Origin of the sequence: Streptomyces sp. NPDC048002, assembly GCF_040653275.1 — a bacterium.
Taxonomy (GTDB): Bacteria; Actinomycetota; Actinomycetes; order Streptomycetales; family Streptomycetaceae; genus Streptomyces.
This window is the reverse complement of the sequence record NZ_JBEZNL010000004.1, coordinates 190,058-203,262: the sequence shown is the minus strand read 5'-3', so window position 1 is coordinate 203,262 and position 13,205 is coordinate 190,058. Positions and strand designations below refer to the sequence as shown.

General features: G+C 74.8%; 4 protein-coding genes. 1 reads left to right on the top strand and 3 read right to left on the bottom strand.

What is annotated here, in order from left to right; translation table 11 throughout:
* Positions 1-81: 81 nt before the first annotated feature.
* Positions 82-3,006, top strand: coding sequence for an AAA family ATPase (locus AB0E07_RS08330; protein ID WP_362247548.1), 2,925 nt, complete (start codon positions 82-84; stop codon positions 3,004-3,006).
* Between the two features lie 36 nt (positions 3,007-3,042).
* Here the strand turns inward: AB0E07_RS08330 and AB0E07_RS08325 are convergent, their stop codons facing one another.
* The 3 genes from AB0E07_RS08325 to AB0E07_RS08315 all read right to left on the bottom strand — a co-directional run bounded on the left by AB0E07_RS08325 (position 3,043) and on the right by AB0E07_RS08315 (position 13,023).
* On the bottom strand, positions 3,043-4,290 hold the full coding sequence (locus AB0E07_RS08325) for an MFS transporter (RefSeq protein ID WP_362247547.1): 1,248 nt from the start codon (positions 4,288-4,290) through the stop codon (positions 3,043-3,045).
* A gap of 98 nt (positions 4,291-4,388) precedes the next feature.
* The gene (locus AB0E07_RS08320; protein WP_362247546.1) at positions 4,389-5,618 is read right to left on the bottom strand and encodes a cytochrome P450; all 1,230 of its coding nucleotides are present in this window, start codon (positions 5,616-5,618) and stop codon (positions 4,389-4,391) included.
* 154 nt (positions 5,619-5,772) lie between these two features.
* A complete protein-coding gene (locus AB0E07_RS08315; RefSeq protein WP_362247545.1) occupies positions 5,773-13,023 on the bottom strand; it encodes an amino acid adenylation domain-containing protein in 7,251 nt (2,416 codons plus the stop codon).
* Positions 13,024-13,205 lie beyond the last annotated feature (182 nt).

Genomic DNA, 13,205 nt, shown 5'->3' with positions numbered 1-13,205 from the left:
CACCCTTGACCGAGATCCGAGTTGATCTCGATCGCCGTGCGACCTGCCTCTGGTCCCATTTGCCGATTATCATCAGCGGTCATGCGTTCCCATACGCCTTCCCTGGTCGGGCGGGACCCCCAACTCGCCCAGCTCGACAACGCCTTGGCCGAGGCCAGGCAGGGCCGCGGCGGTGTCGTCTTCCTGGTCGGCGAGGCAGGGGTGGGCAAGTCCCGGCTGGCGGCGGAGGCGGTGGGCGGGGCGCTGGGCTCCGGGATGCGGGTACTGCGCGGACGCAGCAGCACCACCGGTCCCGCCGTGCCGTTCCGGCCGCTCACCGAGGCCCTGATGTCACTGTTCCGCGGTGGCGAACCCATGGACGACCTTGCACTCGGCCCCTACCGCCCGGTCCTGGGCCGCCTGATCCCCGACTGGGACACCGGGGAACGCGACAGCAGCTCCATGGTGATCCTGGGTGAGGCGGTACTCCGCCTGCTCATCGCCGCCGGGCGCGGCCAGGGCCAGTTGCTCCTGCTGGAGGACCTGCACGACGCCGACCCCGAGACGCTGGGCGTGCTGGAGTACCTGGTCGACAACCTGGAGTACACGCCGGTGCTGCTGGTGGCGACCGTGCGTACGGACATCAGTGACGCCCTCGACCTGGCGCAGTCCGCCCGCCGCCGCGGCGCCGCCGCCCTGGTCGAGCTGGCACCGCTGTCCCGGCCCCAGGTGGACGAGGTGATCGCCGCGCAGCTCGGCGCGGACGGCCCCGCCGAGGTTCCCGAGGAGGTGCTGCGGCGGCTGTGGGAGGACAGCGCGGGCAGCCCGTACCTGGTCGAGGAGCTGCTCCAGTCGATGATCGGCTCCGGCACGCTGGTGCAAGGGCCGGACGGCTGGCGCGCGGTCGGAGATCTACGCCGTGACGTTTCCTCAACCCTGGCCCGTGGCATTCTGCGCCGGATCGACCGGCTCGGCGCCCAGGGTCTGATGCTGCTGTCGGCCGCGGCCGTCCTGGGCCGCCGGTTCCCGCTCTCGGTGCTCCAGGAGATGACCGGCGTCGACGACCGCACCCTGCTCGGCCATCTGCACGCGGGCGTCGCCGCCAGACTGGTCGTACCGGACGAGCCCGCGCCGGACTGGTACTCCTTCCGCCACTCCCCCACCGTGGAGGCCCTGTTCACGCAGATGACCCCCGGCCAGCGGGCCGACCTGGCGCGCCGGGGCGCACGGGCCGTGGAGGAGATGCACCCGGGTCTGGAGGGTGACTGGTGCGCGCTGGCGGCCGGGCTGCGCTGCGAGGCGGGCGACCGGGTGGAGGCCGGGCTGCTGTACGCGGACGCGGGCGGCCGCGCCCTGGCCGCGGGTGCGCTCGGTTCCGCCGTGACCCTGCTCAGCCGCGCCGAGGGCCTGCTGGCGGAGGCGGGTGATCCGCAGGCGCGGGCTGGGGTGCTGGAGAACCTGCTGCCGGCGCTCGCCGAGGCCGGTGACTTCGCGCGCGCCTTCGACCTGGTGAACGACCTGCACGCGCTCGGCGGGGCCGGGCTGAGCGCGGTGCGTCTGGCGACGCTGCACGCCCGGCTGGCCAAGGTCGCGCACACCGCGGGACGGTGGAGCGACGGCAACCGGCAGATCGCGCGGGCCCGGGAGGTGCTGACCGCCTCGGCCGACGAGACGACCGCGTCGGCCACCGCCGCCGTGGACGTCACCGCGGCCTACCTGGCCCTGGACACACCGGGCCCGGACCGTACCCAGCACGCGGAGAAGCTGGCCCGGTCGGCGGCCGACACGGCCGAGCACCACGGACTGCCGGTCATCGCCTGCCAGGCGTGGGAACTGCTCGCCACCGTGGCCCGGGAGCGGGACCCGAAGGAGTCGGCGGCCATGCTCCAGCAGGCGTTGACCACGGCCGAGCGGCACCGGCTGCCCCTGCAGCGGATGTACGCGGCGACGCGGATGGGCGGCAACGCGTGGCTCGCCGAGGGCGACACCTCGGGGCTGCTCGGCGCGCGTGCGGAGGCGCTGCGGCTCGGCTCGGTGAACATCGTGCACACCATCGACGGCATCCTCGTCCTCGACACCGTCCTGCGCGGTGAGGAGGCGTCCGCCCGTTCCTCCGCCGACGCCTGTCTGGCGGTGGTCCGCCGGCTTCGCCTGGCGCCCGCAGTGCGCTACGTGCTGATGGCGCGGGCCACCCTGGAGGCGCACCGCGGGGACCGTCCCGCGATGGAGGCGGCGCTGGCGTCGTTCGCCGAGTGGGACGGCTCGGGTTCCCAGGAGGAGCCGCTCAGCCTGGGGCTGGCGCGGGCCTTCTGCTCACTGCTGGAGGAGAACCGGGACCAGGCGCGCGCCGAGCTGGGCGCGGTGATCGCCCTGGAGGCGGACAACCCTTCCACGTACCACCTCAGCGGCACCCACGGGCTGGTCCTGCTGCTGGACGCGCTGGCCGGTGACGCGGACCGGGCCCGGCACGCGGAGATCGCGTCGACGGCGATGGCCCGGATGCGGTGGAACCGGCAGTTCGTCGGGCTCGCCGAGGCCGTCCTGCTGGGACGGGAGGGCGACGGGGAGCGGGCGGCGACCGCGGTGGAGGCGGCGCTGACGGCGGCGGAGCCGTATCCGCTGGCCCGGCATCTGGGGCTGCGACTGATCGCGGACGCCGCGCACGAGGACGGCTGGGGCGACCCGGTGGGGTGGCTGCGGCGGGCCGAGCACTACTTCCACGAGCGGGACGTCGCCGCCGTCACCGGGGCCTGCCGGGCGGGGCTGCGCCGGCTGGGCGCTCCGGTGCACCAGCACCGCAGCGGCACCAGCGGGATTCCCGAACAACTGCGCACCCAGGGCGTGACGGTCCGGGAGTTCGACGTGTTCCGGCTGCTCGCCGAGCGGCTCAGCAACAAGGACATAGCCGACCGGCTGTTCATCTCGCCGCGGACCGCCGAGAAGCACATCGCGAGCCTGATCACCAAGACGGGAGCGGCCAACCGGGCGGATCTGTGCGCCCGGTCGGCCGCTCTGCGGGACACGTGAGGACGTCCCCGGCGCGTCCTCACGCGTCCCGCGGGATCAGCGCATCTCGCGAACGGCGCGAGAAGCCAGGACCGCCAGGCCGGTGGCGGCGAGGACCGCGGCGACGACGCCGAACAGGGCCAGGTGGCCCGTCCCGGCCAGCGCGCCGCACAGGATGAGGGACAGCGGGGCGGCGGCGTAGCCGAGGACCATGTCGACGGAGACGACGCGGGTGAGCACGTCCTGGGGGATGTTCCGCTGGATCCAGCTGAGTCCGAACACGCCCTGGAAGCCGATCGCGAAGCCCATGGCGAGGACGGTGGCCACCACGACGGGGGTGCTCTGCGCCAGGCCGAGGACGGCCATCCCGGCGCCCAGCCAGCCGGCGAGGGCGGCCACCAGCAGGCCGACCCTGGGGCGGCCGCCGACGGCTCCCGCCACGAGCGTGCCGAGCACGGCGCCGCCGGCCAGCGCGCCGTTGAGGACGCCGAGGGTGGCCGAACCGCCGCGCAGCACCTGGTCGGCGAGGGTGGCGAAACCGACCGTGAAGGGGCCCGCGTAGCAGAAGTTGACGGCCGTATCGAGGGCGACGACGGTGCGCAGGCGCGGGTCGCGCAGGGTGTACGTGACGCCCTCGCGTATCCGGGCGCCCAGCGAGGGCCCCGTCTTCTCCGGTGCGGCCTGCTGCTTCTGCGGCCGGGGCCGGGTGCGGACGCGGGCCACGCACAGGCCGCACAGGGCGAAGCACACGGCGTCCACGAGGAAGGCGATCGGCGCCTGGGTGAGGGCGATGACCACGCCGCCGACCGCCGGGCCGACCACGGCGGCCGTGCGCGCTCCCGCGCCGAGCAGGGCGTTGGCGGGGGCGAGCAGGTCCTCGTCGACCACCGAGGGCAGGATGGAGACACGGGCGGGCTGGAAGAACGCGTCGACGGCTCCGAAGGCGGCGGCCGCCGCGCAGAGCATCCACACGGTGAGGTCCCCGGTGAGCCCGGCGACACCGACCGCCGCCATCAGCGCGGCCCGGGTCCAGCTGGAGGCGACCATCAGGGTGCGGGTGGACCAGGTGTCGCCGAGGGTGCCGCCGACCAGGGTGAGCAGGGCCCGGGGCACGGCCTGGAAGGCCAGCACATAGCCGAGGGTGAGGGTGGATCCGGTCAGGCTCAGGGTGATCCAGGAGAACGCGACGACGCTGAAGCCGTCGCCGAGCAGGGAGAGCGCCTGTCCCGTCCACAGCAGGCGGAAGGAGCGGTGCCGGGCGGGCGCCCACAGCCGCGGCCGGTCCGTGGCGAGGGTGGTGGCCATGAGGTGCCTCTCTTCGTACGGACCCGTGCGGTCCGGTCGGTGGTGAGCGGTGGGCTGTCGACGGGGCCGGGGCCGGGCGGTGCCGGCCCCGGGTCCGGTCAGTAGTGGACGGGCAGGGCGGTGAGGCTGCGGTTGAGCAGGGACGGCTGCCAGGTCAGCCGGTCCGGGTCGGACAGGGCGAGACCGGGGCGCTCGCACACCAGCGTCCGTACGGCGCTGACCGCGACCAGCCGCGCCAGGGCCGCGCCGATGCAGAAGTGGGCGCCGAAGCCGAAGCCGAGGTGGGTCGCGCCGGTCCGGGTCACGTCGAAGCGGGCGGGGTCGGGGAAGCGGGCGGGGTCGCGGTTGGCGGCGGCGGTGACGAGGAAGATCCGGTCGCCGGCGCGCAGGGTGTGGCCGTCGAGTTCGAGGTCCCGGGCGGCGGTGCGGATCGACATCTTCGACGGGCCGTCCAGACGCAGGGTCTCCTCCACCGCGCCCTGGGCGAGGTCCGGGTCGGCGCGGACCGCGGCCAGTTGGTCGGGGCGGGTGTGCAGGGCGAGGACGGTGTTGGCGATGAGGTTGCTGGTGGTCTCGCCGCCGGCGAAGGCCATCTGGGTCAGCATGCCGACGAACTCCTCGTCGCTGACCGAGTCGCCCACCCGGCCCTCCCCCAGGACCTGGCTGATCAGGTCGTCGCCGGGCTCGGCGCGCCGTCGGGCGACCAGCGCGCCGAGGTAGTCCTCCAGGCTGACCAGCGCCTGGAGGGAGGCGCGGTACTCGCTCTCCTCCTGGGCGGTGCCGAGGACCAGGTCGGCGACGCGGGTGTTCCAGTACCAGAAGGAGGGTCCGTCGGTGGGCGGGATACCGAGCCAGCGGGCGAACACCAGGGCGGGCAGCGGCTTCGCGACGTCCGCCATCAGGTCCCCGGAGCGGCCGGCGACGGCCTTGCGGGCGAGGACGGCACGGGTCGCGCGCTCGGTGAAGGCGCTGTAGCGGGCCACGGCGCGGGCGGCGAACGCCTCCTGGAAGACCTGCCGGAGCCTGCGGTGCTGGGGCGGGTCGTTGAAGACCATCCAGCGGGAGAGGATGCCGAAGGCGCGTTCGGCGTCCTCGCGGGCCCCTTGCGGCACGGCGTCCATCAGCGGGCGGACCCGGTCGGCGGAGACGGCCCGGTCGCGCAGGCAGCGCATGACCTGGTCGTAGCCGGTGACGAGCCAGGCGTGGTGCAGGGGGCTGAAGCGCACAGGTGCGTCCGCGCGCAGGGCGTCGAGGTGGTCGTAGGGGTCGGCGATCATGTCGGGGGCGAGCAGGTAGCGCTCGGTCAGGGCGGGGGCGTACGTGGTCATCGGGTGGCTCCCCTCCGAGGGGCGGCGGCCGCGGAACGGGTGGCCGGGACAGGGGTGGTGGTCTTCGCGGCTCCCGCCGGGCCGGCGGTCCGGCGGGACTCGACGGCGGTCGGGCCGGACTCGACGGCGGTCGGGCCGGACTCGGCAGCCCTCGTCATCGGCGCTCACCCGTCTCCAGGGCGGCGAGCAGGTCGGCGATCCCGGTGACGCGGGGCTCGGCCATCATCGACATGTGGTCGCCGTCGCTGATGTGCAGGGTGAGTCCGCCCTGGGCGGTCTCCCGCCAGCGGGCCACGTAGGTCTCGTAGTCGACGTCGAGTCCGGGCATCGTGCGGCCTCGGGGCAGGCCGGCGGCTTCGCTGCCGACGACCAGGTGGAGGTGGCCGGGGTAGGGCCGGACCTCATAGCCGGCCAGTGCGGCGAGCAGGGAGTGCCAGACCTCGATGGGCGCGTTCTCGACCAGGGCGGCCTCGGCCGGGCTCATGCCGGCCCCGAGGAGGGTCGCGGTGAGTTCCGCGGTGGCCCGGTCCCGCTGCGGGGAGGGCGGCAGTTCCCGCAGCCGGTCGCGCAGGCGCAGTGCCTCGCGCAGGTCCCGGGTGACTCCGTCGAGTCGGGCGCGGGCGGCCGGGTTGGGCAGGTAGGGCTCGATGAGTACGAGCGGGGCCACGGGGTGTCCGGACCGGTGCAGCTGGGTGGCCATCTCCAGTGCGATGTTGGCGCCCATGGACCAGCCGAGCAGGGCGTGCGGACCGGGCACCCCGCGGTCGGTGATCTCGGCGGCGTAGTTGGCGGCGATCCCGGTGACGGTGCTGGGGTCGACCCCGCCGAGCAGCCCGCGGGCCTGGAAGGCGTGCACGGGGCGGCCCGGCGGCAGCGCGCGGGCCAGCGGGACGAACCAGGCGGCGCTGCCCCCGGTGGGGTGGACGCACCAGAGGGGTTCGCCGTCGCCCTCGCGGAGGCGCACCTCGGAGGTGACGGTGGCGGGCAGGTCCTGGCCCGTCGCCCGGGTGACGTGCGCGGCGAGGCGGGCGAGGGTGGGGTGTTCGATGAGGTCCCCGACCGTCACGGGCAGTCCGCGTCCGGCGGCCATCAGGGAGACCCGGACGGTGGACAGGGAGCTGCCGCCGATGCGGAAGAAGTCGTCGTGGACGCCGATGCGGGACAGGCCCAGGACCTCGCGCCAGATCTCGCCGAGGACGCGTTCGGCCGGGGTGGACGGGGCGACGTATCCGCTCTCCCGCTCGTCGAGTTCGGCCGGCGGCAGCGGCAGGGCCCGGCGGTCGATCTTTCCGCTGCGGTTGACGGGCATCTCCTCCAGGACGACGAACCGGGAGGGCAGCATGTACGCGGGCAGGCTGGTGCGCAGCGCGCCGCGCAGTTCCTCGGGGGTGGCGGGGTCGGCGGTGACCAGGTAGGCGACCAGGGCGGGTTCGCCGCCGGGGAGGTCGGTGCGGTGCAGGACGACGGCCTGGCTGATGCCGGGCAGTTGCCGCAACGCGTGCTCGATCTCGCCGAGTTCGATGCGGAAGCCGCGGAGTTTGACCTGGGCGTCGCGGCGGCCGAGCCACTCCACCGTTCCGTCGGGCCGGTAGGCGCCGAGGTCTCCGGTGCGGCAGAGGCGTTCGCCGGGCTCGCCGTAGGGGTCGGGGACGTAGGTGGCGGCGGTGAGGGCGGGGCGGCCCAGATAGCCGCGGCCCACTGCCTGTCCGCCGAGGTGGATCTCGCCGGGGACGCCGACCGGGACCGGCTGGAGGTCGTCGTCGAGGACGTGGATGCGGGTGTTGCGCATCGGGGTGCCGATCGGCGGGCGGCCTCCGCCGGGGGCGAGGTCGGCGGCGACGGACCACACGGTGGTCTCGGTGAGTCCGTAGACGTTCTGGAAGCGGCGGCCCGGGGACCAGCGGTCGGCGAGTTCGGCCGGGCAGGCCTCCCCGGCGACCTGGAGGACGCGCAGGTCGGGGAAGGTGTCCTCGCCCAGGACGGCGAGCGCGCTGGGCGGCAGCATGCCGCCGGTGATCCGGGCCCGGCGCAGGGTGCGGGCCAGGTCGGGGCCGGGGCGCAGGTCCTCCTTGGGCGCGGTGACGAGGCGGCCGCCGTTGGCGAGGGCCCAGGTCAGTTCCAGGATGGAGGCGTCGAAGCCGAAGGAGGCGAACTGAAGGATCCGGTCCTCGGGGGTGGGGTCCACCAGGTCCCGCTGGCCTTCGAGCATGTTGGACAGGCCGCGGTGCGCGATGGCGACGCCCTTGGGGACTCCGGTGGAGCCGGAGGTGTAGATGAGGTAGGCGAAGGAGTCGGCGTCGGGTGCGCGGCCGGGCACCGGACCGACCGGTTCGGCGGGCACGTCGAGTTCGATCCTGGGGCCGTCGAAGGGCACCGTGCCGGCGAGCGCGCGCTGGGTGAGCAGGACCCGCATGCCGCTGTCCTCGGCCATGAACGCGAGCCGGTCGGTGGGGTGTTGGGGGTCCAGCGGGACGAAGGCTCCGCCGGAGCGCAGTACGCCGAGTGCGGCACGCACCCAGTCAGGGCCGCGGTCGACGCAGATGCCGACGACGGTCTCGGGGCCCACCCCGAGCAGCCGCAGCCGTCGCGCCACCTGCTCGGCCTGGTCGTGCAGTTCGGCGTAGGTCAGCGGCTGCCCCCGGTGTTCGACGGCGACCGCGTGCGGGGTGTCCGCGGCCCGCGCGGCGACGTGCTCGTGGAACAGCAGTGGGGAGGAGGGCAGTTCGGGGCCGCTCGCCCAGTCCAGGACGGTGGCCCGGCCGGCTCCGGTGGCCGCGGGGCGGGTCACCCGGGCGTGCGGGTCGGCGGTCATGGCCTCCAGTTGGGCCACGTACACGTCGGCGACCTGCTCGGCGGTCGCCTCGGCGACGTACTGGGGGTCGACGTCGAGGGTGAAGGCGTTCACGCTCGCGTTCACCAGCAGCGGGAACATGGTGCGGGCGATCTCCAGGGAGTCGTCCCAGGAGTCGTGGGCCAGGCGGTGGAAGTTGACGTAGTTGAAGACGGTGTCGGTCAGGTTCGGTTCGGTGGGGCGCAGTCGGGCGATCCTGACGAGGGGGACCCTGCGGTGCGGCAGCATCTCCTGTTCCGCCGTGAACACGTCCCGCAGGTAGGTGAGCCAGTCGGCGCGCGGCCGGTCGACGCCGAAGGGGACGGTGTTGAGGAACAGCCCGCGCATCCGGTCCGCGCCGGGCACCTCGGGGCGGCCGTTGGTGACCAGGCCGATGCTGTGTCCCCGGACGCTGTCGTCGCGGTCGGCGAACAGGCTCATGGTGTGGTGGAAGGCGGCGACGAGGACGGTACGACGGGGTACGCCCGCCTCCTTGGCGAGGCGGCCGATGCGTTCGGCGAGGTGGGCGTAGGAGCGCCGTACCTCGTGCACCGGCGGGCCCTGAGTCGCGCCGCCGTCGGTGCGCCGGCGCAGGGTGACCGGGCGCAGCGCGGCGAGGCGGTCGCGCCAGTAGTCCAGGGACTCCTCACTGTCGAGCGCGGCCCGCTCCAGGGCGACGTACTCGGCGAAGGCGGGCACGCTCGGCGGCCGGGGGGCGGTGCGGTGGGTGACGGCCTCGCGGTGCAGGGCCAGCAGGTCGGCGACGAGGGAGGTCAGGCTCCAGCCGTCGAGGACGACGTGGCAGTCGGTGAGGACCAGGCGCAGGTCGTGGTCGGTGACGTGGTGCAGATGGATCCGGACCAGGGGGGCGGTGGCGAGGTCGAAGCGGCGGTCGAACTCCTCGTCGACGAACCGGCGCAGCCGCGCCCGCTGTTCCTCGCGGGGCAGGCCGCGCAGGTCGGTGTAGCCGACGGGCAAGTGGGCCGCGCGGTGCACGAGTTGGAGGGGCTCGCGGTAGCCGACCAGGTCGACGGAGGTGCGCAGGATGGGGTGGGCGGCGACGAGGGCGTCGGCGGCGGCCTGGAAGGCGGCGGCGTCGAACCCCTCGGGGACGGTGATCTTCAGGTCGGTGACGTTGTGGTAGGCGCCGCGCCGGGGGTCGGCGAGCATCTCGTGGAGCATGCCGGCCTGGAGCATGGTCAGCGGGTAGGCGTCGGCGAGCCCTTCGGGCAGCCGGTCCGCGTCTGCGGGGTCGAGCTGGGAGAAGGGGGCGACCGGTTCGGGGGCGTCGGCGGCCTCGGTGACCAGGGCCGCGAGGTCGGCGAGGGTGCGGGCGCGGAAGACGTCGGCGACGGTGAAGCCGAGTCCGGCGAGGCGGCCCATGCCGACCAGGCGCAGGGCGAGGATGGAGTCGCCGCCGAGGTCGAAGAAGTTGTCGGTGCGGCTGACGTGTTCGGCGCCCAGGACCTGGCCGAACACCTCCGCGAGGGTCCGCTCGGTCGGCCCTTCGGGGGCGGCGTGGGCGGCGGGTCCGGTCGTGGTGGGGCGGACGGCGGTGAGCGCGGCGCGGTCGACCTTGCCGTTGGCGGTCAGGGGCAGCTTCTCGTGGCGTACGTAGAGGGCGGGGACCATGTACTCGGGCAGGGTCAGCCGGAGCCCCTCGCGCAGGGCGGGCGCGTCCAGGGGGCGCCCTTCCGGGGTGACGACGTGGGCGACGAGGCGGGCGGTGCCGCCGTCGCGGCGGGCGACGACCGCGGTGTCGGCGACGCCGGGCAGGGCGCGCAGGGCGGTCTCGATCTCGCCGGGTTCGATGCGGTAGCCGCGGATCTTGACCTGGTGGTCGGCGCGGCCGACGTAGGCGAGCTGTCCGTCGGGCAGGACGCGCACGAGGTCGCCGGTGCGGTACATGCGGGTGCCGGGGGCGGCGAAGGGGTCGTCGAGGAAGCGCTCGGCGGTCAGTTCGGGCCGGTTGCGGTAGCCGCGGGCGACGCCGCCGCCGGAGACGTGGAGTTCACCGACGGTGCCGTGCGGGACGAGGCGGCCGTGGGTGTCCAGGACGTAGCCGTGGGCTCCGGCGAGCGGTCGGCCGACGGGTGAGCGGACGGCTCCGTGGACGTCGTCCTCGGTGATGACGCGGATCGTGACGTGGACGGTGGTCTCGGTGATGCCGTACATGTTCACCAGGGCCGGTCGGGGTCCGGGGGCGGTGAACCAGTCGCGGTAGTCGCGTACGTCGAAGGCGTCGCCGCCGAAGACGACCGTACGCAGGGCCAGGTCGCCGAAGTCGGCCCCCGCGTCCCGCAGATGGGCGCGCAGGCCCTTGAAGGCGGCCGGGGTCTGGTTCAGGACGGTGACGCCCTCCTCGCGCAGCACCCGGTGCACGGCGACCGGGTCGCGCACCTCGTCGCCGCCGAGGACCACGACGCGCCCCCCGGTGGCGAGCGGGGCCCACAGTTCCCAGACGGAGAAGTCGAAGGCGGGCGAGTGCATCAGGCTCCAGACGTCGGCGGGGCCGAAGTCGAAGTGCCGGTCCGCGGCGTCGAGCAGCCAGGCCAGGTTGCCGTGGGTGATCTCGACGCCCTTGGGGCGGCCGGTGGAGCCGGAGGTGTAGATGACGTAGGCGAGGTCGTCGGCAGCGGGGAGGGTGTCCTCGTCCGGTGGGACGTCCTCGGCGGTTCGGGGCTCGGGGGCGTCCAGGTGCAGCAGCCGGGCCGGCAGTCCCTCCACGGCGGAACGGGTCGCGGTGTCCGTGACGATCAGTTCGATGCCGGAGTCGGTGACGGTGAACTCACGGCGTGCCTTGGGGTGGGTCGGGTCGAGCGGCAGGTAGGCGGCGCCGGCCCGCCAGACGGCGAGCAGGGCGACGGCCAGGTCGGGGGTGCGGTCGAGGCAGACGCCGACGAGGGCGCCGGGGGTGACGCCGGCGGTCCGCAGGCGCCGGGCCAACGCCTGTGCTCGCACGTCGAGTTGGGCGTACGTCAAACCGGCACCCGAACCGGTCACGGCGACCGCGTCCGGGGTGCGCGCGATGTGTCCGGCGAGACGGGCGGCGGCGGTACGCGGGGCCGGCGCGCTCTCCTCGGTGGAGCGGGCGGGGCCGTCCGGTCCGAGCAGGTGGGCGCGTTCGGCGGCGGTGAGCGGGTCGACGGCGCTCAGCGGGGTGTCGGGGGCGGTGCGGAACGCCTCCAGGAATCGCACGGTGTGCCGGGCGAGCGCGGCGACGGACCGCTCGGTGAAGAGGTCCGGCTGGTAGACGAAGGCCAGTTCGGTCCGGCCGCCGCCGTCGCGCAGGTCGAGCGTGAGGTCGAACTTGGCGGTGGTGAGCCCGATCCGGTGGGGTGTGGCGTCGGCGGCGCCGAGCGCGAAGGCGCCCGCGCCCGTCTCGGTGTGCGTGTACAGGACCTGGACCAGCGGGTTGCGGGCCAGGTCACGCTCGGGGCTGAGGGCGTCGACGACCTTCTCGAACGGCAGCGACTGGTGCGAGAACGCCTCCAGGACCCGCTCACGGGTGCGGGCCAGCAGTTCGTTCGGCGTCGGGTCGCCGGAGAGGTCGCCGCGCAGCACCAGCGTGTTGACGAAGAAGCCGACGATCCGCTCGGTCTCGGCGCGCTCGCGGTTGGCGACGACGGTGCCGACGGCGATGTCCTGCTGCCCGCTGTGGAAGGCGAGCGCGGCCTGGAAGGCGGCGAGCACCGTCATGTACGGCGTCGTCCCGGCCCGCCGGCCCAGCGCGGCGAGCCCTTCGGTCAGCGCGGGTGGCAGGCTGACCGTGTGGACGGCGCCCCGGCTGGAGGGCAGGTCGGGGCGCGGCTGGTCGGTGGGCAGGTCCAGCGGGGTGAGCCCGGCCAGCCGGGAGGTCCAGTGGTCGAGCGCGGCGGACTGGTCGTCGGCGCGCTGCCAGATCGCGTAGTCGGCGTAGTCCAGGGGCAGTTCGGGCAGTTCGGCGCCGCGGCCCTCGGTCCCGGCCCGGTACAGCTCGGTCAGGTCCCGCACGAGGAGGTCGAGCGACCAGCCGTCGGAGACGATGTGGTGCATGCCGAGGACCAGGACGTGGTCGTCGTCGGCCGCGCGGACGAGGGTGGCGCGGAAGGCGGGTTCGCGGGCGAGGTCGAAGGGGCGGAGGGCGGCCGCGTGCACGGCGGAGTCCAGGCGGCGGGCCCGGTCCTCGCCGGCCGGGGCGCTCGCGTCGACGAGGTCGAGGACGGCGTCGGTGGCGGGCAGGACCCGCTGGTGGGGAACGCCCTCGTGCTCGGGGAAGACCACGCGCAGCTGCTCGTGGCGGGCGACGAGTCCGGCGACGGCGGCGCGCAGGGCGGGCACGTCCAGGGGGCCGGAAAGGCGCCAGGCGGCCGGCAGCAGATAGGTGGCGGCTCCGGGGTCGAGCCGGTCCAGGAAGTACAGGCGCTGCTGGGCGGCGGACAGCGGGATGCGCTCCGGGCGGGGCCGGAGGCGGACGGGGCCGTCGTCGGCGCCGGCCGGCCGGCCGCGCAGTCGCTGGGCGAGCAGGCGTCGGGCGGCCGGGGACAGGCCGCCGCCCGCGGTGAGGGATCCGGGGCGCACATCGGGCGTGGTCATGGGGGCACTCCGTTCTCAGATCTGAAAGGGGCGGCGGGGCTGTGCGGGAGCGGGTGCGGGTGCGGGTGCGGGCCGCTACGGGTCAGGGCCCCCGGCACACGGGCTCGGGCCGGGGGCGCGTCGCACGGGCCCGCGGCGGGCGGCCCGTGGGGTCAGAGGCCCGTGGGGTCAGAGGCCCGTGG

Bases quoted from the DNA above. Each gene is read 5' to 3' on its own strand.
- AB0E07_RS08330 (WP_362247548.1), top strand. From the start codon at position 82: ATGCGTTCCCATACGCCTTCCCTGGTCGGGCGGGACCCCCAACTCGCC.
- AB0E07_RS08325 (WP_362247547.1), bottom strand. From the start codon at position 4,290: ATGGCCACCACCCTCGCCACGGACCGGCCGCGGCTGTGGGCGCCCGCC.
- AB0E07_RS08315 (WP_362247545.1), bottom strand. From the start codon at position 13,023: ATGACCACGCCCGATGTGCGCCCCGGATCCCTCACCGCGGGCGGCGGC.
- AB0E07_RS08320 (WP_362247546.1), bottom strand. From the start codon at position 5,618: ATGACCACGTACGCCCCCGCCCTGACCGAGCGCTACCTGCTCGCCCCC.